General features: G+C 69.2%; 20 protein-coding genes. 12 read left to right on the plus strand and 8 right to left on the minus strand.

What is annotated here, in order from left to right; translation table 11 throughout:
• Positions 1 to 12: 12 nt before the first annotated feature.
• On the plus strand, positions 13 to 885 hold the full coding sequence (locus ACN20J_RS03680) for a TauD/TfdA dioxygenase family protein (RefSeq protein WP_419665201.1): 873 nt from the start codon (positions 13 to 15) through the stop codon (positions 883 to 885).
• Positions 886 to 990: 105 nt separating this feature from the next.
• On the opposite strand, the gene ACN20J_RS03685 is transcribed toward ACN20J_RS03680, so the two are convergent.
• Positions 991 to 3591, minus strand: coding sequence for a PA14 domain-containing protein (locus ACN20J_RS03685; protein ID WP_419665202.1), 2601 nt, complete (start codon positions 3589 to 3591; stop codon positions 991 to 993).
• Between the two features lie 158 nt (positions 3592 to 3749).
• Here ACN20J_RS03685 and ACN20J_RS03690 point away from each other — a divergent pair, with 158 nt between their 5' ends.
• The 5 genes from ACN20J_RS03690 to ACN20J_RS03710 all read left to right on the plus strand — a co-directional run bounded on the left by ACN20J_RS03690 (position 3750) and on the right by ACN20J_RS03710 (position 9525).
• Complete coding sequence (locus tag ACN20J_RS03690; protein WP_190231241.1) at positions 3750 to 4763, plus strand: LacI family DNA-binding transcriptional regulator; 1014 nt, start codon at positions 3750 to 3752, stop codon at positions 4761 to 4763.
• A gap of 165 nt (positions 4764 to 4928) precedes the next feature.
• Positions 4929 to 6023, plus strand: a complete 1095-nt coding sequence (locus ACN20J_RS03695) for an ABC transporter substrate-binding protein (RefSeq protein ID WP_189841841.1) — start codon at positions 4929 to 4931, stop codon at positions 6021 to 6023.
• A 1-nt stretch (position 6024) separates the two neighbouring features.
• Positions 6025 to 7542: a sugar ABC transporter ATP-binding protein gene (locus tag ACN20J_RS03700; protein WP_419665203.1), complete on the plus strand. Its 1518-nt coding sequence runs from the start codon at positions 6025 to 6027 to the stop codon at positions 7540 to 7542.
• Entirely contained in the window at positions 7535 to 8497 is a 963-nt protein-coding gene (locus ACN20J_RS03705; RefSeq protein WP_419665204.1) for an ABC transporter permease, read from the plus strand. Before ACN20J_RS03700 ends, ACN20J_RS03705 begins: the two co-directional genes overlap by 8 nt.
• Positions 8494 to 9525 carry an ABC transporter permease gene (locus tag ACN20J_RS03710; protein ID WP_419665205.1) on the plus strand — a complete coding sequence of 344 codons (1032 nt, stop codon included), beginning with the start codon at positions 8494 to 8496 and terminating at the stop codon, positions 9523 to 9525. Before ACN20J_RS03705 ends, ACN20J_RS03710 begins: the two co-directional genes overlap by 4 nt.
• Before the next feature lie 89 nt (positions 9526 to 9614).
• Here the strand turns inward: ACN20J_RS03710 and ACN20J_RS03715 are convergent, their stop codons facing one another.
• Positions 9615 to 12848 (minus strand): alpha-L-rhamnosidase, encoded by a 3234-nt coding sequence (locus ACN20J_RS03715; RefSeq protein ID WP_419665206.1) that lies wholly within the window; start codon positions 12846 to 12848, stop codon positions 9615 to 9617.
• A gap of 278 nt (positions 12849 to 13126) precedes the next feature.
• Here ACN20J_RS03715 and ACN20J_RS03720 point away from each other — a divergent pair, with 278 nt between their 5' ends.
• From ACN20J_RS03720 to hemC, 3 genes are all read left to right on the plus strand, one after another.
• Entirely contained in the window at positions 13127 to 13615 is a 489-nt protein-coding gene (locus ACN20J_RS03720) for a carboxymuconolactone decarboxylase family protein (RefSeq protein ID WP_419665207.1), read from the plus strand.
• A gap of 114 nt (positions 13616 to 13729) precedes the next feature.
• Complete coding sequence (locus tag ACN20J_RS03725; protein WP_419665208.1) at positions 13730 to 14596, plus strand: AraC family transcriptional regulator; 867 nt, start codon at positions 13730 to 13732, stop codon at positions 14594 to 14596.
• Between the two features lie 137 nt (positions 14597 to 14733).
• The gene (gene hemC / locus ACN20J_RS03730; protein WP_266751441.1) at positions 14734 to 15669 is read left to right on the plus strand and encodes a hydroxymethylbilane synthase; all 936 of its coding nucleotides are present in this window, start codon (positions 14734 to 14736) and stop codon (positions 15667 to 15669) included.
• 10 nt (positions 15670 to 15679) lie between these two features.
• Here the strand turns inward: hemC and ACN20J_RS03735 are convergent, their stop codons facing one another.
• The gene (locus tag ACN20J_RS03735; protein ID WP_419665209.1) at positions 15680 to 16276 is read right to left on the minus strand and encodes an MBL fold metallo-hydrolase; all 597 of its coding nucleotides are present in this window, start codon (positions 16274 to 16276) and stop codon (positions 15680 to 15682) included.
• Between the two features lie 106 nt (positions 16277 to 16382).
• A complete protein-coding gene (locus ACN20J_RS03740; protein ID WP_189841833.1) occupies positions 16383 to 16685 on the minus strand; it encodes a muconolactone Delta-isomerase family protein in 303 nt (100 codons plus the stop codon).
• 152 nt (positions 16686 to 16837) lie between these two features.
• Between ACN20J_RS03740 and ACN20J_RS03745 the strand changes: the two genes are divergently transcribed.
• The 3 genes from ACN20J_RS03745 to ACN20J_RS03755 all read left to right on the plus strand — a co-directional run bounded on the left by ACN20J_RS03745 (position 16838) and on the right by ACN20J_RS03755 (position 19154).
• Positions 16838 to 17761, plus strand: a complete 924-nt coding sequence (locus ACN20J_RS03745) for a LysR family transcriptional regulator (protein ID WP_419665210.1) — start codon at positions 16838 to 16840, stop codon at positions 17759 to 17761.
• 255 nt (positions 17762 to 18016) lie between these two features.
• Positions 18017 to 18730 (plus strand): SDR family NAD(P)-dependent oxidoreductase, encoded by a 714-nt coding sequence (locus ACN20J_RS03750; protein ID WP_362000151.1) that lies wholly within the window; start codon positions 18017 to 18019, stop codon positions 18728 to 18730.
• A gap of 52 nt (positions 18731 to 18782) precedes the next feature.
• Positions 18783 to 19154, plus strand: a complete 372-nt coding sequence (locus ACN20J_RS03755; RefSeq protein WP_419665211.1) for an SgcJ/EcaC family oxidoreductase — start codon at positions 18783 to 18785, stop codon at positions 19152 to 19154.
• A gap of 125 nt (positions 19155 to 19279) precedes the next feature.
• Here ACN20J_RS03755 and ACN20J_RS03760 read toward each other — a convergent pair whose 3' ends face one another.
• From ACN20J_RS03760 to ACN20J_RS03775, 4 genes are all read right to left on the minus strand, one after another.
• Complete coding sequence (locus ACN20J_RS03760) at positions 19280 to 20146, minus strand: RNA polymerase sigma-70 factor (protein WP_419665212.1); 867 nt, start codon at positions 20144 to 20146, stop codon at positions 19280 to 19282.
• Positions 20143 to 20724, minus strand: coding sequence for a carboxymuconolactone decarboxylase family protein (locus ACN20J_RS03765; protein ID WP_419665213.1), 582 nt, complete (start codon positions 20722 to 20724; stop codon positions 20143 to 20145). Before ACN20J_RS03765 ends, ACN20J_RS03760 begins: the two co-directional genes overlap by 4 nt.
• Positions 20725 to 20831: 107 nt before the next feature.
• The gene (locus ACN20J_RS03770) at positions 20832 to 21809 is read right to left on the minus strand and encodes an SMP-30/gluconolactonase/LRE family protein (RefSeq protein WP_419665214.1); all 978 of its coding nucleotides are present in this window, start codon (positions 21807 to 21809) and stop codon (positions 20832 to 20834) included.
• A 126-nt stretch (positions 21810 to 21935) separates the two neighbouring features.
• A complete protein-coding gene (locus ACN20J_RS03775) occupies positions 21936 to 22832 on the minus strand; it encodes a helix-turn-helix domain-containing protein (protein WP_362000163.1) in 897 nt (298 codons plus the stop codon).
• Between the last annotated feature and the right edge of the window lie 194 nt (positions 22833 to 23026).

Genomic DNA, 23026 nt, shown 5'->3' on the forward strand with positions numbered 1-23026 from the left:
CTGGAGGTTGACATGGAGTCGTACGAACTCGAAGCGCTGGAAGCGGTGACCACTCGTCCCGCGTACCCCTACCGCACGCTCACCGTCGAGCGGATCACTCCCGTTCTGGGAGCGGAAGTCTCAGGCCTCGACCTGTCGCAGGAGATCCCGGCGGAGCAACTGGAAGAGATCCGGGCCGCCTTCCGCGACCACCACGTCCTCGTCTTCCGCGATCAGACGATCACCGCCGAGCATCACAGGCGCTTCGCCGCCGCCTTCGGTGAACTGCGCCTCGTCAACCCGCCGCCGCCCGAGGGCGATCCCTACATCCTGGAGATCCGCACGACGTCGGCCGCGGCGAACGTGGCGGGCAACGGCTGGCACGCGGACGGCACCGCCGACGCCGAACCGTCCCTGGGGTCGATGCTCTACATCACCGAGACCCCCGAGCCGGGATGCGGCGGGGACACCCTCTTCGCCAACATGCACCTCGCCTACGACATGCTCTCACCGGTGATGCGCGCCCTGCTGGACCCGCTGACCGCGATACACGACGGCGCACAGGCCCTGGCGGGATACGCGCTGCCCGCGGACTACGTCATCCCCAAGAGCGAACACCCCCTCGTCGCCCGGCATCCCGAGACCGACCGCAAACTGCTGTACGTCAACAAGGCCTACACCAGCCGCATCCCGCAGCTCTCCCCCGACGAGAGCCGGGCGGTGCTCGACGTGCTCTTCGACATCATCGCCCGCAGGCCGGTCCTGCACTGCCGCGTCCGCTGGACCCCGGGCACGCTCGTCTTCTGGGACAACCGGTGCGTCCAGCACCACGCGACGTACGACTACTACCCCTACGCCCGCTACGGCCAGCGCATAGCCATCAACGGCGGCCCCATCAAAGGCTGATGCCCTGAAGGAGTGCGGCGTGAGATCAGGAGCTGTTCCTTGACCCGCGGTGTGGGGCCGGAGCCGCCCGGCGAACGGACGTGAGCCGTTCGCCGGGTGGTCCGGTCAGGCGCAGCCGGCGGGAGTCGGCCGCGACACGTCGTTGATCAGTGCCTCGTGGGCCGCCTTGACCCGTGGCACATCGGGCTTGACGACCTTGCGGTCGTATGTGATCAGCCCGTTGAGCTCGCCCTCGACGTCCGCGATCTGGGTGTAGACCGCGCCGTTGCCGCCCTTGCAGGCCAGGGCGTGCACCTCGGCGAGCTTGGTGAGGTAGTCGTCGGTGTACGTGGCCGGGTCGACGTCGACGTAGGACTGCTGCACCGACCAGGCGTGTCCGGGTACGGCGAGGCCGAGGCCGCCGTACTCGCCCATGACCGTGGCCCGTTTACCGTCCGGGCGTGGTGGCAGCGCGGGGCTCGGGTAGCCGTGCTCGTCCATGATGTCGCCGGTGCCGCCGTCGGCGCCGAGGTTGAGGCCGGACTGGTTGTTGACCAGGCGGGTCGGGTCCCAGGCCTTGGCCTGTGTGGCGATGCGGCCCACGTCGTACTGGCCCCACCCTTCGTTGAAGGTGACCCACATGACGATGGACGGGCTGCTGATGTGCTCGTCGATCATCTGCTTCATCTCTAGTTCGTACTCGGCGCGGGCGGCGGTGGACGGGTTGACGCCCGCCGTCATGGCCGGCATGTCCTGCCACACCAGCAGGCCGAGCCGGTCGGCCCAGTAGAACCAGCGGTCGGGTTCGACCTTGATGTGCTTGCGGACCGAGTTGAAGCCCATCGCCTTGTGCATCTTCAGGTCGTAGGCCAGGGCCTTGTCGCTGGGGGCGGTGTGCAGACCGTCCGGCCAGAAGCCCTGATCGAGCGTGGCCATCATGAAGACGGGCTTGCCGTTGAGGACGGTTCGGGGGGTTCCGTTGACGTTCTCCACGGTGATGGACCGCAGACCGAAGTAGCTGTCGACGCGGTCGGCGCCGACGCTGACCTTCAGGTCGTACAGGAACGGGTCGTCGGGCGACCACAGCCGGGGGTTCTTGATCTTCAGGGTGAGCGGGCTTCCGGTGCGTCCGGTGACGGTCGCGACCTTCCGCTTGCCGTCGTACGCGGTCGCGGTGACGGCGAGTCCGGGGCGTACGCCCTGCGCCTCGACGGTGAGGGTGCCCGTACCGGCGTCCGGGGTGAGCTTCAGGGAGTCGACGTGGTCGGTGGCTACGGGCTCCATCCACACGGTCTGCCAGATACCGGAGGACGGGGTGTACCAGATGCCGCTGGGGTCGAGGCGCTGCTTGCCGATGGGCGGGTTCTCGCCGCTCGCGGCGTCGGTCGGGTCGTAGACGCCGACGATCAGCTCCTGGGTGCGGCCTGGCTTGAGGGCGTCGGTGACATCGGCGCTGAACTTGTCGTAGCCGCCCTTGTGTTCGGCGACCTTGGTGCCGTTGACGTAGACCTCGGAGCGCCAGTCGACCGCGCCGAAGTTGAGCTGCAGGCGCTTGGCGGAGCCGATCTTCCAGTCGGACGGGACGGTGAAGGTCCGCCGGTACCACATCCGGTCCTCGTGTCGCTCGATGCCCGACAGCTGGGACTCGACGGGGTACGGGACGAGGATCTTCTCGGCGAGTTTCCGGCCCACCGGGGGCTGTTCGCCCGCCTTCGCCGCGGCGAACTGCCAACTCCCGTTGAGGTTCTTCCAGTCGCTGCGGGTGAGCTGCGGCCTGGGGTACTCGCGGTGGGCGTTGGCCGGGGTGACTTTCTCGCCCCACGGGGTGGTCAGCTGGTAGGTGGACTTGTTGGCGCCGCTGCTCCAGAAGGCCTTGACAACGTTGCCGTCCTTGCCGGAGAGGCCGCCCGATCCGTCGTAGCGCACATCGGCGGCGCCGCGCGCGGTGCCGGTCTTGTTGCCGACCACGGGTTCCTTGAGCGTGACCAGCAGCGATCTCGGGTTGGCCGGATCCAGTCGCGTCCGGCCAAGCGGCCAGGTGGCTCCGCCGATCACGGCGTCCAGGTGGTCGGTGAGACCGGCCGGGGCTGCCGCGAGCGCCTGGACGAAGTCGAGCCGCAGGGTGCGGCCGTCCTTGAGGACCGTGGCGGCGATGGCCCCGTTGTAGTCGTAGTCCGCGGGCAGCAGGAACGCCGACTGCGGGACGGCGGTCTTGGTGCCGCCGGGCGGTGTCCACCGCACGTGGAGGTTGGAGCCTCCGTAGTGCTCGAAGTACTCGATCTTGATGTCGTAGGCCTTGCCGGCTGTCAACTCCACCGGCTGGCCGGTCTGTTCGCGGTCCCAGTCGTCGACCCAGTGGTCGATGACGGGTTTCCCGTCCACCCAGAGGCGGAAGCCGTTGTCGCCGATGATCGAGAAGGTGGTGGGGCCGGTCTTCTCCGGCACGATCCGGCCGGTCCAGCGGACGGAGACGTCGTCCGACCGTCCGGTCGCCGAACGGAGACGGGGTTCCAGGTTGTCGAAGTCGAGTTGCGGGTCGAATCCGGTGGCTTTGAGTTCGTGGAAGTCGAAGGCGCCGGGGGCGGACTGGGTGTAGTACTCACCCTTGAGGCCGTGGATCTCGGGATCCTCCGCGGCCGTCGCGGCAGGTGCTGCGGCCAGTCCCGCGGCACCCAGCACTGCTGCGACGAGCAGGGCGAGGCTGTGTGTGAATGGTCTGATGCGCACGAATCCTCCTTGGTTGAGGAAGGGTGGCGGCTCGGTGCTTCAGTCTGTACAACGTTGGAAGCAGAGGCAGTTGGCATGAGAGCACGGGCTCTCGGCCGCTGTCCAGGTCCATGACAAAGCTCCGGTCGCGGAGCCCCTGTCGATGCCGAGGAGATTCCTTGCGGGTCAGCCTGAAGGACGTGGCCGAGCGGGCCGGCGTCTCGATCAAGACCGTTTCCAACGTCGTGAACAACTATCCGCACGTCACACCGGCGATGCGCGCCAAGGTGCAGGAGGCGATCGACGAGCTCGGCTACCGCCCGAACCTCACCGCGCGCCATCTCCGCAAGGGTCGTACGGGGATCATCGCGCTCGCCGTTCCCGAGCTCGGAAATCCCTACTTCGCCGAACTCGCCGGCGCGGTGATCGACGCGGCGGCCCAGCACGAGTTCACGGTCCTGCTCGACCACACGCGCGGCGACCGTGAGCAGGAGCTGCTGGTCAGCCAGGGTTTCCGGGCCCGGGTGATCGACGGGCTGATCCTGAGCCCGCTGGAACTGGAGGCCGAGGACCTGCACGGCCGGGCCGACGACGTGCCACTGGTGCTGCTCGGCGAGCGCGAGTACGACCTGCCCTTCGACCACATCGCGATCGACAACGTGGCCGCCTCGCGCGAGGCGGTGCGTCATCTGATCGGCCGCGGCCGGACCCGGATCGCCTACCTCGGCGCCCGCACCGACTCCGCGAACCGTCCCGCCCATCTGCGACTCGACGGCTGGCGGGCGGAGTTGACGGCGGCGGGCCTGCCGACCACGGACGACATGGTCGTGCCCGTCGACGGCTGGGACCGGGACGACGGGGCCAGGGCCATGGCCCGGCTGCTGGACTCGGGCATCCGGCCCGACGCCGTCTTCGCGTACAACGACCTCATCGCGATCGGCGCCATGCGGGTGCTGCACGAGCGTGGGCTCAGGGTGCCGTGGGACGTCGCCGTGGTGGGTTTCGACGACATCGCCGAGAGCCGTTTCGGAGCCGTCTCGCTGACCACGATCGCGCCGGACAAGCAGGCCATCGCCCGCCTCGCGATGGGCTCACTGCTGCGCAGTCTGTCGGGCCGTCAGGATCCCGGAGGACGTGAACTGACCGCGGAATACCGGCTGGTGGAGCGGGAGAGCACCCTCGGGCGACGCTGACCACGGTCCGGACCAACTGGCCGAGATTTCGGACGGAAGGCTTTACAGCCTCCTTCCAACGATGTAAAAAACTCCCCTGAACGACGTGCACGCCATGTTGACCGCAAGTGCCGAACTCCCCGGGAGCGCTCTCAGCGCCGGGGCCGCGCCGTTTGGGGAACTCCCATGAAGCCCACCGCACTTCTCCGTCGTACCTCCGCTCGAACCCTCCTCGCCACCGGCCTCCTGACAAGCCTGGTCCTGACCACCGGATGCACCAAGTCCGAGGACTCCGACAGCGACAAGGCCGCACCCCAGCAGGGTGACTCCGGCCAGCAGGTCGCCTCGCCCAGCGCCGGATCCGGGCCCGCCTGCACCATCGACGCGTACGGGGGCGAGAAGCTCGACCTCAAGAGCGCCACCGTCGGTTTCTCCCAGTCCGAGAAGGAGGCCAATCCCTTCCGGATCGCGGAGACCGCCTCCATCGAGGCGGAAGCCAAGAAGCGGGGCGTCAAGCTCCTCACCGCCAACGCCCAGTCGCAGTTCTCCAAGCAGATCAGCGACGTCCAGGACCTCATCGCCAAGGGCGCCGACCTGCTCGTCATCGCGCCGCTCAACTCGGACGGCTGGGAACCCGTGCTGCGTACGGCGGCGGCCAAGCACATCCCGATCGTCACGGTGGACCGCAAGATCAACGCCACCGCCTGCAAGGACTATGTGAGCTTCATCGGCTCCGACTTCGTGGAGCAGGGCAAGCGGGCCGCCGACGAGATGATCGAAGCCACCGGGGGCAAGGGCGACATCGCCATCCTGCTCGGTTCGGCGGGCAACAACGTCACGACGGAACGCACCAAGGGCTTCGTCGACCAGATCAAGGCCAAGGCGCCCGGTCTCAAGGTGGTGTTCCAGCAGACCGGCGAATTCGCCCGCGAGAAGGGCCAGTCGGTCACCGAGAACCTCATCCAGTCCAAGCCCGGGATCAAGGGCATCTACGCCGAGAACGACGAGATGGGCCTCGGTGCCGTGAACGCCCTCAAGGGCGCGGGCAAGAAGGCGGGCGCGGTGAAGATCGTGACCATCGACGGCACGCGCAACGCCGTACAGGGCATCGTGGACGGCTGGATCCACGGCGTCATCGAGTCCAACCCGCGCTTCGGGCCGCTCGCCTTCCAGACCCTGGACACCTTCACCAAGGGCTCCGAGGTGGCTCAGGACATCGTTATCAAGGACAGCGCGTACACCGAGGCCAACGCCCAGTCGGACCTCGACAAGGCGTACTGAGATGCTCGCTGTCACCGGCGTGTCAAAGGTCTTCCCCGGCGTGAAGGCGTTGTCCGACGTGGACTTCACCGCCCGCGCCGGGGAGGTCCACGCCCTCGTCGGCGAGAACGGCGCGGGCAAGTCGACCCTGATCAAAGTACTCACCGGCGTCTACCGGCCGGACGCGGGCGAGGTCGTCCACGACGGCACGCCGGTCCGCTTCACCACACCCCTGCAGGCCCAGCAGGCCGGCATCTCGACCATCTACCAGGAGGTCAACCTCGTCCCGCTGATGAGCGTGGCCCGCAATCTCCTCCTCGGCCGCGAACCCCGCGGCCGGCTCGGCCTGATCGACTTCCGGCGCATGCACCGGGAGGCGGACGAGGCACTGCGCGGCCTGGGCATCCGCGTCGACGTGCGCCGCCCGCTGCGCGAACTCGGCGTCGGCGCCCAGCAGATGGTCGCCCTCGCCCGTGCCGTCGCCATCGACGCCCGTGTCGTCATCATGGACGAGCCCACCTCCTCGCTCGAACCGCGTGAGGTGCGCACCCTGTTCGACGTCATCCGCATGCTGCGCGAGCGCGGTATCGCCGTGGTCTACGTCAGCCACCGCATGGACGAGCTGTACGAGATCTGCGACACGGTCACCGTGCTGCGCGACGGCCGCGTGGTGCACACCGGCCGCCTCGCCGACCTCGACCGGCTGCGTCTGGTCTCGCTCATGCTGGGCCGGGAGATCGGTGAGGTCCGCAGCGAGGGTCTCACCAAGTTCACCGGATCCCACCACGCCTCGGCCGAACCCATGCTGCACGCCGAGGGATTGACGGTCCGTCACCAATTGCGGGACGTATCGCTGTCCATCCGCCCGGGCGAGGTCGTGGGCCTGGGCGGGCTGCTCGGCTCGGGCCGCAGCGAGACGGCCAGGGCCGTCGCCGGGGCGCTGCCGACGGACTCGGGCCGGGTCTCGGTGGGCGGCGCCGCCGTGCGCACCGGCTCGACACCGGCCGCGATCCGCGCCGGCATCAGCCTGCTGCCGGAGGACCGCAAGGCCGAGGGCATCGTCCCCGGTCTTTCGGTACGGGAGAACATCGCACTCGCCGCCCTGCCCTCGCTCTCACGGTTCGGCCTGGTGGACGACGCCCGCATCGACCGGATCGTCGACACCTTCGTGAAGCGGCTGCGCATCAAGTCGTCCGGCCCGCACCAGAAGGTGGGCGAACTCTCCGGCGGCAACCAGCAGAAGGTGCTGCTGGCCCGCTGGCTCGCCCTGCACCCGAAGGTGCTGCTGCTGGACGAGCCGACCCGCGGGATCGACGTCGGCGCCAAGGCGGAGGTACAGGCACTCATCGACGAACTCGCCGAAGACGGACTGGCCGTGCTCCTGATCTCCTCCGACACCGAGGAGTTGATCGAGGGCAGCGACCGGATCCTCGTACTCAAGGACGGGGCGGTGGTGGACGAGTTGACCGGCGACGCCGTCACCGAGGACGCGCTGATGCGGGCCATCGCGGCCGAACCCGCCGGGAGCCTCCATGACTGAACTCACCCTCGCGCAGGGCCGGGTGGACCGCGACCGGCTGCTGCGCCTGCTCCAGGAGTACGGCGTCTACGCGGGCGTCGCCGCACTCCTGGTCTTCAACTTCGCCTTCACCGATCACTTCGTCTCCGCGGAGAACTTCCGCACCCAGGCCGTCCAGGTCGCACCCGTGCTCATCGTCGCGCTGGGCATGGCGCTGGCGATCGGCACCGAGGGCGTCGACCTGTCGGTGGGGTCCGTGATGGCCCTGTCCACCTCCCTGCTGTCCCTCTACCTCGGCTACGGGGTGTGGGCCGCCGTTCTCGTGGCGGTGGCGGGCGGCATCCTGATCGGGCTCGCGAACGGAACACTGGTCGCCCACCTGGGAGTTCAGCCGATCGTCGCCACGCTCGCCCTGATGGTCGCCGCTCGCGGCCTCGCCCTGGTCCTGCTCCCCCAGCTCAAGGACGTACGCGATCCGGGCATGACGGCGCTGGGCTCCGGCGACGTGCTGGGCGTGCCGTATCTCGTCCTCATCGCCGTCGGCCTGGCCCTGTTGGTGGCCTTCGTGGTGCGCCGCACGACCTTCGGGCGGCAGCTGCTCGCCATCGGCGACAGCCGGCCCGCCGCCCGGCTCGCCGGCCTGCCCGTCCGCCGGGTCCTCATCGTGGTGTACGCCTGCTCCGGCGCGCTGGCCGCGGTGGCGGGCGTCCTCGCCACCGCCCGGCTGACGGCCAGCGACCCGACCTCGCTGGGCACTCTGATGGAGCTGTCGGCGATCACCGCCGTGGTCGTCGGCGGCACTCCCCTGTCCGGCGGCCGGGTCCGGATCGGCGGCACGGTCGCCGGTGCCGTCCTCATCCAGCTGCTGACCACCACGCTCGTCAAGCACGACCTGCCGCCGTCGTGGACGCAGATGGCCCAGGCCGTGGTGATCGTCGGTGCCGTCTACGCGGCCCGCGAACGGGGGAAGCGATGACCACCGAGACCACGGAAGCCGACATGCAGCCCGACGCCGTCCGGCAGATCACCGACGAGGACCGCGGACCGGGCCGCGCCGACCGCTTCAGCGCCCTCGCCCAGCAGCACGGGGCCCTGGTCACCCTCCTGGTGGCCATGGTCGTGGCGTCGCTGAGCTTCGACACCTTCCTGACCGGCGACAACCTGGAGAACATGGCGCTGTCCTCGGCCTTCCTCGCCGTGGTCGCGCTCGGCATGACGTTCGTCATCGTCACGGGCGGGATCGACCTGTCGGTCGGCTCGCTCTTCGCCCTCGGCGGAGTGGTGGCGGCCTGGGGCTCGCAGTACGGCTCGGCGGTGGCCCTGCTGCTCCCGCTCGCGGTGTGCGGGCTGATCGGCCTGGTCAACGGCCTCCTCATCGCCCGGTCGGGACTGGCCCCGTTCATCGTCACCCTCGCCGCCATGCTCGGCGCGCGCGGCATCCTGCTGGCGATCACCGACGAGGGCTCACGGACCTACCTCGTGGACAAGGACTCGTTCCTCGCGACACTCGGCCAGGGCTCACTGCTCGGCATCGGCGTGCCCGTGTGGATCACGGTGGCCCTGTTCGTACTGGGAGCCGTCGTACTGCGGCGCACCAGATTCGGCCAGTACGTGTACGCGGTCGGTGGCAACGAGGACGCGGCGGCCCTGATGGGTGCCCCCGTGGCACGGACGAAGATCGCGGTGTACGCCGTTTCGGGGCTGTGCGCCGGGCTCGCGGGCGCGCTCAACGCCGCCTGGCTGCTGTCCGGCGTGACGATCCTCGGCTCGGGCATGGAACTGGAGGCCATCGCGGCGGTCGTCATCGGCGGCACGCTGCTGTCCGGCGGTTTCGGCTTCGTCAGCGGTTCGCTGGTCGGTGTGCTCCTGCTGAAGGTGATCCAGAACGTCATCAACCAGATCGGCTCCCTCGACTCCGCCTACCAGCAGGTCGTCAGCGGCGCCTTCCTCGCCGTCGTGGTGGTGGCCCAGACCTGGCTCGGCCGTAGACGCCGCGTCCTGTGACCGCGAAGCCGCGGTCCTCTGCATGAGTTCCTGACCGACGACCTCGACGTGCGGCGCGGGCTGCCACCGGGCAGCCCGCGCCGACGTGTTCAGCTGTCCCGCGCAGCCGCGCCATCCGTGGTGAACCGGTGACTGCCGGAGCCTGCCCGGTACACCACGCAGCCCTCCTCCTCGCGCAGGAACGTCGCGCGGGTGTGGGTGACCGAGTCCGGACCGTCCGCGGGGATCCATACCTCGGCGGTCGTGTTGGCGGGCACGGTGCACGTCAGGACGAAGCCGCCGGACCGCAGTTGCCACCGCGTCGAGATCGGACCGTGGACCGAGGTGAACGTGGCGCGGGCGGAGGTGACTTCCCCGCCCGGACGGGGACGGATGACGATCTCCCGGTAGCCCGGCCGGCCCGCCGAGATGCCGGCGATGTTCGTGTACATCCACTCCCCCACCGAGCCGTACGCGTAGTGGTTGAAGGAGTTCATGTCCGGTGTCTGGAAGTCGCCGTCGGGCTCGATGGAGTCCCAGCGTTCCCACATCGTGGTGGCGCCCTTGTCGATCTGGTAGCCCCAGCTGGGGAAGGAGCGCTGCTGGAGCAGCCGGTAGGCGACATCGGTGTGCCCGGACTCGGTGAGCACGGGCAGCAGCCGGGGCGTACCGAGGAACCCGGTCGACAGATGCCAGTCCTTGGCCTCGATCAGCGCGACGAGCCGGTCGGCCGCCGCCTTCCGCAGGGCGTCAGGCAGCAGGTTCATCGACAGGGCGAGGACGTACGCCGTCTGCGTGTCGCCCTTCACCCTGCCGTCGGCGGTGACGTAGGCGTCCTGGAACGCCTTGCGGACGCGCTCGAAGAGGTCGCGGTAAGGGGCGGGGTCCTTGCCGATTTCCTCGGCCGTCCGGGCCGCGAGGTCGGCGCTGTGTGCGAAGTACGCGGTGGCGATGACGTCCTTCGGTGTCTCGTCGGAGATGTTGAGCCAGTCGCCGTACCCGCTCGCGGGCCGCAGCAGGCCGGTGCTGTTCTTCTCCAGGTACTTCAACCAGGCCTGGATGGACGTCCATGCGTCCTCCAGCACCTGCCGGTCGCCGTACGCCTGGTACAGGGACCAGGGGACCGTGACGCCCGCGTCGCCCCATCCGGCGACGCCGTTGCCGACCGTCCCGACCATGGGCGCCACATCCGTGAAGGAACCCTCGGCGGTCTGTGCGTCGCGCAGGTCCACGAGCCACTTGGTGAGGAAGCGGGCCGATTCCATGGTGTACGCGGCCGTGGGCGCGAAGACGTTGATGTCGCCCGTCCATCCCAGGCGTTCGTCGCGCGCGGGCGTGTCCGTCGGGATGGAGAGGAAGTTGCCGCGCTGCCCCCAAGTGATGTTGCTGTGCAGCTTGTTGAGCATCGGGACGTTCGTCTCGAACTCGAACGTGAAAGGCGCGGCCGTGTGCATGACGCGGCCGGTCATGGCCTTCGCCGAGGGAGTCCCCGGGAACCCCGTCACCTCCACATAGCGGAACCCGTGGAAGGTGAAGCGCGGCTCGTACGTCTCCTCGCCACGGCCTTTCAGGATGTACGTGTCCGTCGCCGCGGCGGTGCGCAGGTTCGCCGTGTAGAGGGTGCCGTCCGGGTTCAGGACCTCGGCGTGTCTCAGACGCACGGCCGTTCCCGCGGGGCCCGCGACCCGCAGCCGGACCGAGCCGACCATGTTCTGGCCCAGGTCGAAGACGAAGACCCCCGGCTTGGGCTCCGTCACCTTCTTGACCGGGAGTTCCCTGGCCACGCGGACCGCGCCGTCCACCTGGGCGACGATCAGATCGGGAGCGGCCTCGCCCGCGGCGCGCACGGCAAGCCACGTCCGGTCGTCGAAGCCGGGCGAGGTCCAGCCGGCGGTCTCCTTGCGGGCGTCGTACGTCTCGCCGCCCAGCAGGTCGGCGGAGACGATGGGTCCGGAGGCGGCCCGCCATTGGGTACCAGAGGTGATGCGCTCACTCGTGCCGTCGACATACTCGACCTCCAACTGCGCCAGCAGCGCCGGGCGTTCACCGTACTGGTGGGGTCCGAACATGCCGACGTTGCCCGCGTACCAGCCCGGTGCCACGTAGGCGCCGATGGCGTTTGCGCCCTGCCTCACGAGCTTGGTGACGTCGTACGTCTGGTACTGGACGCGTTCGCGGTAGTCGGTCCAGCCTGGGGCGAGCTCGTCGCGGCCCACGCGGCGGCCGTTGAGGTGCGCCTCGTACAGGCCGAGGGCCGTGGCGTACAGGCGTGCGCGTGACACCTTCTTGCGCGGCAGCCGGAACTCGTGCCGCAGTTGGTTGGCGGCGTACACGACCGGAACGACCCTGCCCCACGGGCCGGCGCCCCACGCGGCTGCCTTCTTCGCCGTCGGCCAGCCGCTGTCGTCGAAGTCTGCGTCGCGCCAGTCGTCGGCGGGTTCCTTGTCCGTCGACTTCCAGGCGGTGTCGGTGACGATCCTCTGCTCACCGGCGGGCGTCCGGACGGTCAGGACGGCGACCAGGCCGGCGGGCCCGACGGTCGCGTTGGTCACCGAGACCGCGAGGGTGTTGGTCCCGGAACGCACCTGGGCGAGTACGTCGACGACGGCCGGGCGGCGCCAGCCGTCGTGATCCGTCTCCAGGTCGGTGCGGGCCACCTCGGTGCCGTTCAAGGAGACGGTGTACACGTTGTCGGCGGTGATGGTCAGGGTCGCCGCCGTGACTCCGGCCGGGAGGTCGAGGGTGCGACGGAACCAACGGGTCGCCGCGGGCGCGCTGTTGGCCGGTTCGCCCTCGGGGAACCAGATCCAGTCAGCGCCTTCGAGGGACGGCGCGTCCGTGAGGGCCGCGGGAGCGGAGATCCAGTCCGCGGACCACTGCGCGGCGCCCATGAGTCCCGTTTCCCACCAGGAGGGCGCGCTCCAGCCGGACGCCTCGCCGTCGCCGTCCCACACCCGCACTGACCAGAAGTAGCGTGTCCGCGGCTTGAGTTGAGGGCCCGCGTACGGGACGAGTGACGAATCGCCGGAGACGACCTTCCCGCTGTCCCACACATCCGGGCGGGACAGGCGCGACTCACTGGAGGCGACGCGCACCTGATAGGCGCTCTGGCGCGAACCCGGCTTCTCCGAGGCCATCGGCCAACTCAGGCGCGGGCGTTGCGCGTCGAGGCCCAAGGGGTGCTGAACGTACTCGACGGTCGGCGCGGTGACGCGCAGGGCGCCGCGTTGCGCGGACGCCTGAGCGGATGCGGACACCGGCGCGGCGACGGCCGGCCCCGCTCCGGCGGCCACACCGGCAACCGTGGCCGCCGCGCTCGCCAGGATGTTCCTCCTACTGATCACTACAGGCCCCTAACGCAGAATGATGAATCGATTCACGGCGTTGGACTTAGGTGAACGTAGGGGCGCCCGAGACGAGGGTCAATGAGTGTGCAGGGATTTCTTGACGGACAGTCGGGTGAGGGGGTGTCTTCAGCCGGGTCTGCCGCAGCCACGACCGGAGTCGATTGAACGGTTTCAATCCCCAGCGAGTAGGCGCCACACCAGGCCTGGGACGATGATCCCGACACGTACGCGACGGAACGATCAGGGTCGGGGACGGCCCGCCGAAGGAGTTCAGCTTGAGCGACACGACGACGGGCACCGCAGGCAGGCGGGTCTTCATCGACAAGCAGAGCCCCAAGGCCTATCACGCGCTGGTCCAGGCCTCCGAAGCCGTCCGTGCGACCGCCGCCGACGCGGGTCTTGACCGCATCCTCGTGGAGCTGATCAACCTCCGCGTGTCCCAGATCAACGGCTGCGCCTTCTGCCTCGATGTGCACACCAAGGCCGCACTGCGCGCCGGCGAGACCACACAACGCCTGGGCGTACTGCCCGCCTGGCGTGACACCGAACTGTTCGCGCCACGAGAGCGGGCCGCACTCGCCCTGGCGGAAGCGACCACCGACATCGCGAACGCGACCGCCCAGGAGGACGCCTACGAGGACGCCCGTCAGGTCCTGACCGAGGACGAGATATCCGCCGTGATCTGGGTGGCCCTCACCATCAACGCCTTCAACCGGGTCTCGATCATGAGCAAGCATCCGGTGCGCCGACTCCCTCGGCAGTGACGGGTACGCGCTGGTCGGGGCCGCTGTCGTACCCGACCGAACCGGGCACAGGATGTCGGGTCCGGCAGGGTGGGTTCTTCCTAACGTTGGTGATCGAAAGGGAAGGAGACCGGGGTGCTGGAGCGGCTCAACCAGGCCATGGAGCACATCGAGTGCCACCTCGATCAGCGCATCGAGGTGTCCGAACTGGCGCGGATCGCGGTGACGTCGGAGTACCACTTCCGGCGGCTGTTCTCGGCGCTGGCGGGGATTCCGCTGTCGGAGTACATCCGGCGCAGACGCCTGACCATCGCGGGTGCCGAGGTGCTGGCCGGTGAACGGACGCTGCTGGAGATCGCGGTGCGCTACGGCTACACCTCGGGGGAGGCGTTCGCGCGTGCGTTCCGCACGATGCACGGCGTCGGTCCCGGCGAGGCCAGGCGGGTCGGTGCGAGTCTGCAGTCACAGCCCCGGATGTCCTTCCGACTCGTCGTCGAAGGGAGCAGCAGCATGCGATACAAGGTCGTGGAGAAGGAGGAATTCCGAGTGGTGGGCAGGAAGGCGCGTGTCCCCCTCGTGCATGAGGGGATGAACCCGGCGATCGCCGACTTCATCCGGGGCATCGGCAAGGAGACGATCCAGCGCATCGAGCAGCTGTCCGATCAGCAGCCGGAGGGCATCATCTCGGTGAGCGACAACCTGGACGAGAGCCGCGCCGAGGGAACCGAACTCGACTACTACCACGGCGTGGTGACCCACGCCGCCGTGCCCGAGGACATGGACGCGCTCACCGTCCAGGCCGGGACATGGGCCGTGTTCGAGAACTCCGGGCCGTTCCCGCAGGCGCTCCAGTACCTGTGGCGGGACGTGTTCACCCAGTGGTTCCCGTCCAATCCGTACCAGAGCCGGCCCGGGCCCGAGATCCTGCGGACCCGGCTGTCGGAGGATGCCACGCACGCCGACGCGGAGCTGTGGATCCCCGTGGAGCGGACCGCGGTCTGAGAGCCGGCGTGCGGCCCGGGCCGGGGGGTCGGGCCGCGCGTCGGCACGTCGGCTGTTTCCGCAGGCGACGCGTCCGACGCCGTCCGCACGTTCCGGCGGATGCCGGAACGGCGGCTTCAAGGGTCTATCGTGTCCGCATGTCCGTCCCTGAACTGATCCGTATCGTCTCGCGCGACTCGCCCATGGCGCTGGCCCAGGTGGCGCGCGTCCAAGGTGAACTCGCCGCGCTGTACCCGCACTTGCGCACCGAAGTGGTGCCCGTGAAGACGACCGGCGACAAGTGGATGGGCGATCTCGCCCAGGTCGAGGGCAAGGGGGCGTTCACCAAGGAGGTCGACGCCGCACTCCTGGCCGGCGAGGCGGACCTGGCGGTGCACTGCGTCAAGGACGTGCCCGCCGACCGGCCGCTCCCGGCGGGCACGATGTTCGCCGCGTTCCTCAAGCGGGACGACATCCGCGACGCCCTCATCCACCCCGACGGACTCACCCTCGACGAGCTGCCGGACGGAACCCGCATCGGCACCTCCTCGGTGCGCCGCATCGCCCAGTTGGCCGCATCCCACCCGCATCTTCAGTGCGTGCCCTTCCGCGGCAACGCCAACCGGCGCCTGGCCAAGCTCGCGGCCGGCGAGGCGGACGCGCTGCTGCTCGCGGTCTCCGGCCTGGAGCGCATCGACCGCACCGATGTGATCAGCGAGATCCTCTCCCCCGAGACGATGATGCCGCCGATCGGCGCGGGCATCCTCGCCCTGCAGTGCCGCGAGGGCGACACGACGGTCATCGACACCGTCAGCGCGCTCGGCGACCCGGACACCCACCGCGAGGCCACCGCGGAGCGCATGTTCCTCCACGTCCTCCAGGGCCACTGCAACTCCCCCATCGCCGGCTACGCCACTGCCGCACGGAACGGCGAACTCTCCCTGCGCGCCTGCGTGTTCACCCCGGACGGCAAGACCCAGCTCAACGCCCACGAGTGGGCCGGGCCCCTCGACCCCGCCACCCTCGGCACCTCCGTCGCGGTCGCCCTGCTGCGCCAGGGCGCCCGGGACCTGATCGACGGCATCGCCCACTGACGGCTCGGGCTCAGAGCGACTCGCCGGGCGCCAGATAGCGGTAGCCGCTGTCGGTCGACTCGGCGATCCAGACATTGACGCTGTTGAGGCCGCGATCGTTGATCTGGGCGTCGTGTATCGGGAACGCCCTCTGCGGCTTGATCGCGTTGGCGAAGTCGATCACCTCCGCCATCTTCAACCACGATCCCTGGGCCGGGACCAGGAGCGTCTCGACCGGCTGCTCGGGGACGTGGAGCGAGTCACCGGGATGGTAGACCGACTCGTCGACGATGTAGCCAAGGTTCGCGCAGTCCGGCTCGCCGTCGTAGATGAACGCGTGACGCCCGCCGACGGCCCGTACGCGGAAGCTGGCGGCGGTGAACTCGGTGCCGGAGGACACCCCGATCGTCTCCAGCCGTGGAATGTCCGCGTCGGCCGGGGCGTACACCGGCACGCCGAGCCCTGCTAGGCGAAGGACGTCGATGTGATCGGCGTGCTCGTGCGTCACCAGCACGGCGTCCGCGCCGTCCAGAGCCGCTGGCTCGCTCCACGTCCCGGGATCGATGACCAGCACCCGGCCTTCGTGTTCGAGCCGCACACATGCATGGGTGTACTTCGTGATCCGCATGGAGTCCCAACGTACGCCGTACGCCTGCTGGTTCCACGATCGCTACGCGGGCGGGTGCGCGGGGGTCGAGGGTGTGCGAACGGGAGTCGTAAGGCGGGGTGAGCCGTCACGGGGTGGCGTCCGTGCCGCCCGGGTCGTTGGGGTGGGACTGGAGTGCGGTGACCGTGAAGGTCATCCACGGCCGAAGCGGCAGCGTGCCGAGCACCTTCGCGTGGAGTTCCTCCTCGTCGGAGGCCCGCCAGATGCCGAGGCTGCGCAGTTCGCCGACCGGGCGCCACAGCCGCGCCAGATTGCCGGTGGCGGCCAGTTCCCGGGCGCGGACGGCTTCGGCCGCGCGTCGCCGGTCGACCTCGTCCTGGCTGGTTCCCTCGGGGACAGTGGTCGTGATCTCGACCAGGAACTCTCGCATGGTCCTGCTCCGCTCGATGGGATGTCCGGCGGCTACCGGATCGCCGCGCTGGTGATCGCATCCTGTGGTCGTCATCGTCCGCCTGCCACCAGGCCCGACGCCACGATCGGCTTCCTCGCTGCTGGTAGGTACAGCCTCCTACCGGACGTACGATGGCGAACGTGGAGTTGCGCCAACTGCGGTACTTCGTGGCGGTGGCCGAGGAGCTGAACTTCGGCCGGGCCGCCGAGCGGCTGCTCATCGCCGGCCCGTCCTTGTCCCAGCAGATCAAGGCGCTCGAACGCGATCTCGGGGTGCGTCTCTTCGACCGTGACCGCCGTTCGGTGTCGCTCACCCCGGCCGGTTCGGCCCTGCTCCCCCACACCCGCGTCCTGCTGGAACGGGCCGACGACCTCCAGCACCGCGCCCGCCGCCTGTCCGGATCGGATCCCGTGCGGCTCGGTTACGTCAACTGGCTGCCGGCGGACCTGACCGCCCGCACCTCGGCCGTGGCCCAGCTGCACATCGACGCGTGGATCGCGCCCTCCCACACCCAGGCCGCCCGGGTGGCCGACGGCAGCCTGGATCTCGCCGTGTGCTGGGTGCGGTCCGAGGATCTGGAGCGGCACGGCCTGGAGGCCCGGCTCATCGGCGCCGACCGGCTCTACGCCGTCGCGGTGGGCGACGACACCGGCGAGGTGGCCGCCGAGGACACGGTCGTCCTCCTCGACGACGACACCACCTCGTGGTCCTCCTGGAACACCTACGCCGAGCAGCTGGCGCACGACACCGGGGCCCACGCGGCACGTATCTTCGACGGCGGCATCACCGGCCCCGCCTTCTTCGACCACGTACGCCGCAGCGACCGCCCGGTCATCAACTCCCCCAAGGGCCAGACCACCCCACTGCCGCCCGACCTCGTCCAACGCCCGGTCGTCACGCCGGAGATCTACTGGACCTGGTCCCTCGTCCGGCGAGCCGGTGAGGTCCGCACCGCGGTTCTCGCCGTCACCGACGCGCTCTGCGACGAAGTCGGAGACCTCGGCATCCACGGCCCGGCCGCTTGGCTGCCCGAGGGCGACCCGCACAAGCTCTAGCCGATTCCGACGCCAGCCCCGGCCCCGACGCCGATGGCGGCTCCGACTCCAGGCGTCTTCCCGAACGGTGTCCCGCCGACCTGCGCTGGGAGCCCAGCCCTACCAGCTGGGAGGAAGCCGGTCCTGGCCGTCACCCCTCTGACCTTTGACTTCTCCTCCTGAGGGCGCCTAGTTTTCAAATAGTCGACCGGTTGACTAGTAGGAAATCGGTCGAGGAATTCGCACCCAGAACACCCACAACCGGAGAAGGTCATCATGAGCACCCAGCACCAGAAGGTCGCCGTCATCACCGGGGCATCGCAGGGCATCGGCGCCGGACTGGTCGAGGCCTACCGCAAGCTCGGCTACGCCGTCGTCGCCACCTCACGCACCATCGCCCCCTCCGACGACGCGGACATCCTGACCGTCCAGGGCGACATCGCCGACCCCGCGACCGCCGAGCGCGTCATCGCCGCCGGCGTGGAGAGGTTCGGCCGCATCGACACCCTGGTCAACAACGCGGGCGTCTTCGTCGCCAAGCCCTTCACGGACTACACCCTGGACGACTACGCCACCGCGACGGGCGTGAACGTCACCGGCTTCTTCCGCATCACCCAGCTGGCCGTGGAGCACATGCTCGCCCAGGGCGGCGGCCACATCGTCAACATCACCACCAGCCTGGTCGACAACGCCGACGCCAACGTGCCCTCCGTGCTGGCCTCGCTGACCAAGGGCGGCCTGCAGTCCGCCACCAAGTCCCTCGCCATCGAGTACGCCACCCGCGGCATCCGCACCAACGCCGTCGCCCCGGGCACCATCAAGACCCCCATGCACCCCGAGGAGACCCATGCGACCCTCGCCGGCCTGCACCCGGTCGGCCGGATGGGCGAGCAGAGCGACATCGTCGACGCTGTGATCTACCTGGAGAACGCGCCGTTCGTCACCGGCGAGATCCTTCACGTCGACGGCGGCATGAGCGCCGGTCACTGACGGACCCATCGCTCCTCTCGATCCCGTGAACCCCATCGGCAAGGAGAACCCGATGAACAGCACCACAGACACCACGTCGGTCCTGCGCGGCGTCCTCGACCGGTGGAAGGCAGCCGTCGACGGCCACGAGCCGCAGAAGGTCGCCTCCCTGTTCACCGAGGACGCGATCTTCCAGGGACTGCACCCCTACAGCGTCGGGCGCCAAGGCATCGCGGACTACTACGAATCCCAGCCCCTCGGTCTGACGGCCACGTACCGGATCGTCGAGACCAGACGCCTCGCCGACGACCTCGTACTGGGCTATCTGAGCGTGGACTTCTCGTTCTCCGACCGGCCCACACTCACCGTCAGCCTCGGCGTGGTGGTGAAGCGGGCGGAGGACGACTGGTACATCAGCCACTACCAGGTCTCTCACCTCGACTAGTTGCCGTTCGCCGAGGCGGTCGTGGGTGTTCCGGACGGCTGGGAACCGCCCGGAACACCCACGACGCCGGAGCCGGAGCCGGACCCGGAGCAGTGGCAGTGGCAGTGGCAGTGGCAGTGGCAGGCCTACCTGGAGAGTTCGGACCGCACATCCAGCCGTGTCAGCTTCTGCGGGTTTCTCACCAGGTAGATCCGGGTGACCCGCCCGCCGTCCACTACGAGGCTCACCGCGGCCGGCTCGCCGTCGACCTCGACCCGGCCCGCGGGGGCGCCGTTGAGCCACACGGTCGTCGTCTCGAACGTGGTCACCGCCCGATCCGCGCGTGCGAGCAGCTTCGCCACCAGTTCGACGCCGTGGATCGGCGCCTGAACGGCTGCCACTATCCCGCCGCCATCGGCGATCAGGACCACGTCCGGCGACATGACGGCCATCAGCTCCTGCAACTGACCGGTGCGCAACGCGAGCAGGAAGCGCTCCACCACGGCCTGCTGCTCCGACCGGCTTACCCGTACCCGCGGCTGTCGAGCCGCCACATGTTCGCGGGCCCGCCGACCGATCTGCCGTACCGTGGCCGCGGACTTCCCGACGACCTCGGCTATCTCGCCGTACGGCATCTCGAAGACCTCGCGGAGTACAAACACCGCCCGCTCCGTCGGCCCGAGCGTTTCGAGGACGGTCAGCATCGCGATCGAGACGCTCTCCGCGAGTTCGACGTCCTCGGCGACATCGGGGCTGGTCAGCAGCGGCTCGGGGAGCCACTCGCCGACGTATTCCTCGCGGCTGCGCGACAACGTCCGCAGCCGGTTGAGCGCTTGGCGTGTGACGATCCGGACGAGATACGCCCGTGGGTCACGCACCTGTGAAGGGTCCACGTCGGCCCACCGCAGCCAGGACTCCTGCAGTACGTCCTCCGCGTCGGCCGCCGAGCCGAGCATCTCGTAGGCGACCGTGAACAACAGGCTGCGATGGGCGAGGTAGGGATCCTCGGTCATATCGCCGTCGACACCACGCCGGGATTCTCCGAACGCGCTGCGAGCGGAATCCCGCATGCGTCGGAGAAGCCCTGCGAGGTGATCCCGTGCGCCGTGTTGTTCCTGGTCGACATGTTGGCGAAGCCGACGACCGCGGTGAGTTCCACCATCGCCGCCGGGCCGAGCCGGTCGAGCAGGCTCGCGTAGAGCTCGTCGGTGACGGTCGTCGGCGTGCTCGTCATCGCCTCGGCGTACTCCAGTACGTCCCGCTCCAGCGGCGTGAACACCTCCGACTCCCGCCAGCGCGGCACCTGGCTCGCCTTGGTCAGGTCCAGGTTCTTGTTGAGCGCCTGGAAGTAGTTGATGTCGAGGCACCAGCTGCAGCCGACCTTTGCCGCGACCGCCATGTGCGCGAACGTCTTGAGAGACTCGTCGGCCATGTCCCACTGGCTTATTTTGCCACCCATCTCCGTGGCGTCCTGGGCGACTTTGGGATTGTGCGCCGTCACTTCGAACGGTTCGGGCACGGCACCGAACTGCTCGATCGTGGTCTCCCTGAGCTCGGTGGGGAGCTCGGCCTTCGGGATGCGCAGTGTCACGATGTTCTCCTTGTCCGTCGGCCTGTTCGGCCTCGTTGGCCTGTCGGCCTGTTCGGCATGAAGACACCGGCGGGCGCGCGAATGTGACACCTTCATCGCTGCCGCGCTCAGTGGCCGTGACGGTTCAGGCGGGCGTGGAGCAGGTTGGGGTCGGTGGCGGTGAGGTAGGCGGCGCTCGGCACGTAGACGTCCTTGCCCCGGATCGCCACGGAGGTGGGGTTCTGCAGTCCGTCGGATGAGTCCAGGACAGTGGTGTGCGTGCCGTCGTCCGCGATGCGCACGACCGTGCCGGGCCCGTTGAGCGCGGCGAGGATCTCGTTGCCCCGGCCGGTGAAGGCGAAGTCGTCGATGCCCTCAAGTCCGGTCGCCCTGACGGTCGGTGTGCTCGCTCGGTGGCCGCCGCGAAGGGGAAGGCTCAGCACGGTGCCCTGGTCGAGGTTGGTCACCCACAGCGCGCCCTCGTGCACGCGGGCGCCATTGGCTCCGAGGAATCCCTGTGCGGCGAGCTCCGGTGCGGTCGACCATGCCGTCGCTCGTCCGCCGTTCGCGGGGACTCGCCATACGGTGCCGAGGACCGAGTCCGTGATGTAGAAGGCGCGCGAGCGGGGGTCGAAGGCAAGTCCGTTGGGCAGGCCGTCGGCGGGGAGGGCGGCGATCCGTTCCGGCGCCCTGTGCCCCGGCTTCAGCCGCCACAGCCCTGTCAGGTCCGCGGTGCCGGTGGCGTAGAGGACGTACAGGGTTCCGTCGTCGGTACGGACGAGCCCGGTCGTCAGGGGGAAGCCGAGCACCGGGGTCTGGACGCCGCCGTCGGAGGGAGCCGGCAGGGTGGCCAGGATCTGCGTCGCGCCGCCCCGGTCCATTCGCGCCACTTGGCGAGCGGCGGCGAAGGTGACGTCCACGGAGCCGTTCGGCTCGATGACGGCGTTCTCCGGCATCTGCCCCTGGGCCAGGTCGAAGTGGGTGACGATCCGGGCCTGGGACAGCGGCGCCGTGGCGGCGACCGCCTGCGTCGCCGTGGCGACCGTCATGAGGGAAAGACCGGCCGCGGCGGCGGCGAGAACAGCGCTCTTGAGGTTCTTCTTCATGATTCCTTCAGGTTTTCGGGCATGGCAAGGAAACGCAGCGACGCAAATGCTTCTGCGCGTAGGGCGATTGATGCGGGATCAGAACCGGATCAGACCCGGATCAGAAAAGGGTTCTCCGGCGTGAAGTCACCGTGGAGCCGGACCCGTTGCGGGAATCGGAGTGTGGGGTGCGGGCAAGGAATGTGCGGCGCGGGAGAGCAGGGCGAGTGCGTGGGCGGAGGCCGAGCCGGGTGCCGCGGTGACCATGACGATCCGCTGGTCCGATTCGGCCTGGAGGGTCTGCTGGGTCACCTCGATCGAACCCACCAACGGATGGCGCATGGTGTAGACCGCGACAGGGCAGGCACGGACCCGGTGGTCGGCCCACAGCGACTCGAACTCATGGCTTTTCAGCAGGAGATGCCCGACGAGTGAGGCCATTTTCGGGTCGTCCGGATGGCGGCCCGCCACGAGGCGCAGCGTTCCGACCACGTCGCGGGCCTTCTGCTGCCAGTCGGCGTACAGATCACGCGTATGGCCGTCGCAGAACACCAGCTCCGCCATGTTCGGCCGCTCCGCGGGCCGGTCCGGGCTTTCCGGGTCGAGGTGCCCCGCGAACAGCAGGTGCCCCGTCCGGTTCCAGGCCAGGACGTCGCAGCGCCGGCCGAGGACGACCACGGGCACATCGGTCAGGGCCGACACCAACTGGCGGACCGACGCCCCCACGTGCTCGGGCGGCACCCTGCGTGGTTTCGCCGGGCGGCGCTGCGCCACGGCGAGATCGTGCAGGTGGACGCGGTCGGCGTCGTCCAGGTCCAGGGCCCGGGCGATGGCGTCGAGGACCTCTGGTGAGGCGTTCGACGAGTGCCCCTGTTCGAGCCTGGTGTAGTACGAGGAGCTCACCCCGGCCAGGAGCGCCAGCTCCTCGCGGCGCAGACCGGGTACCCGCCGTCGTTCCCCGTACGTGGGGAGCCCCACATCGTCCGGCCGCACCTGGGACCGGCGTTTCTGCAGGAACTCCCCGAGGGGCCGCTTTCCGTTCATGGCTCATAGTCTGGGGCGCCGCTTCAGGACCAACCATCCCCTGCGGTGGATAGGCAGGGGATGGTGAGGCAGAGATGGTGAGGCGTGGAGGGTGAGGCGGGAGACGGTGGGCAGGGAACGGTGAAGCAGCCGCCTCGGCCGACGGACTCGCCTCCGCATGTCAGCCACCGAGGCGAAGCGCCACATTTCCTGAA

This window comes from Streptomyces sp. 2-1 (genome assembly GCF_048564895.1).
In the GTDB taxonomy this organism is placed as follows: Bacteria; Actinomycetota; Actinomycetes; order Streptomycetales; family Streptomycetaceae; genus Streptomyces; species Streptomyces phaeochromogenes.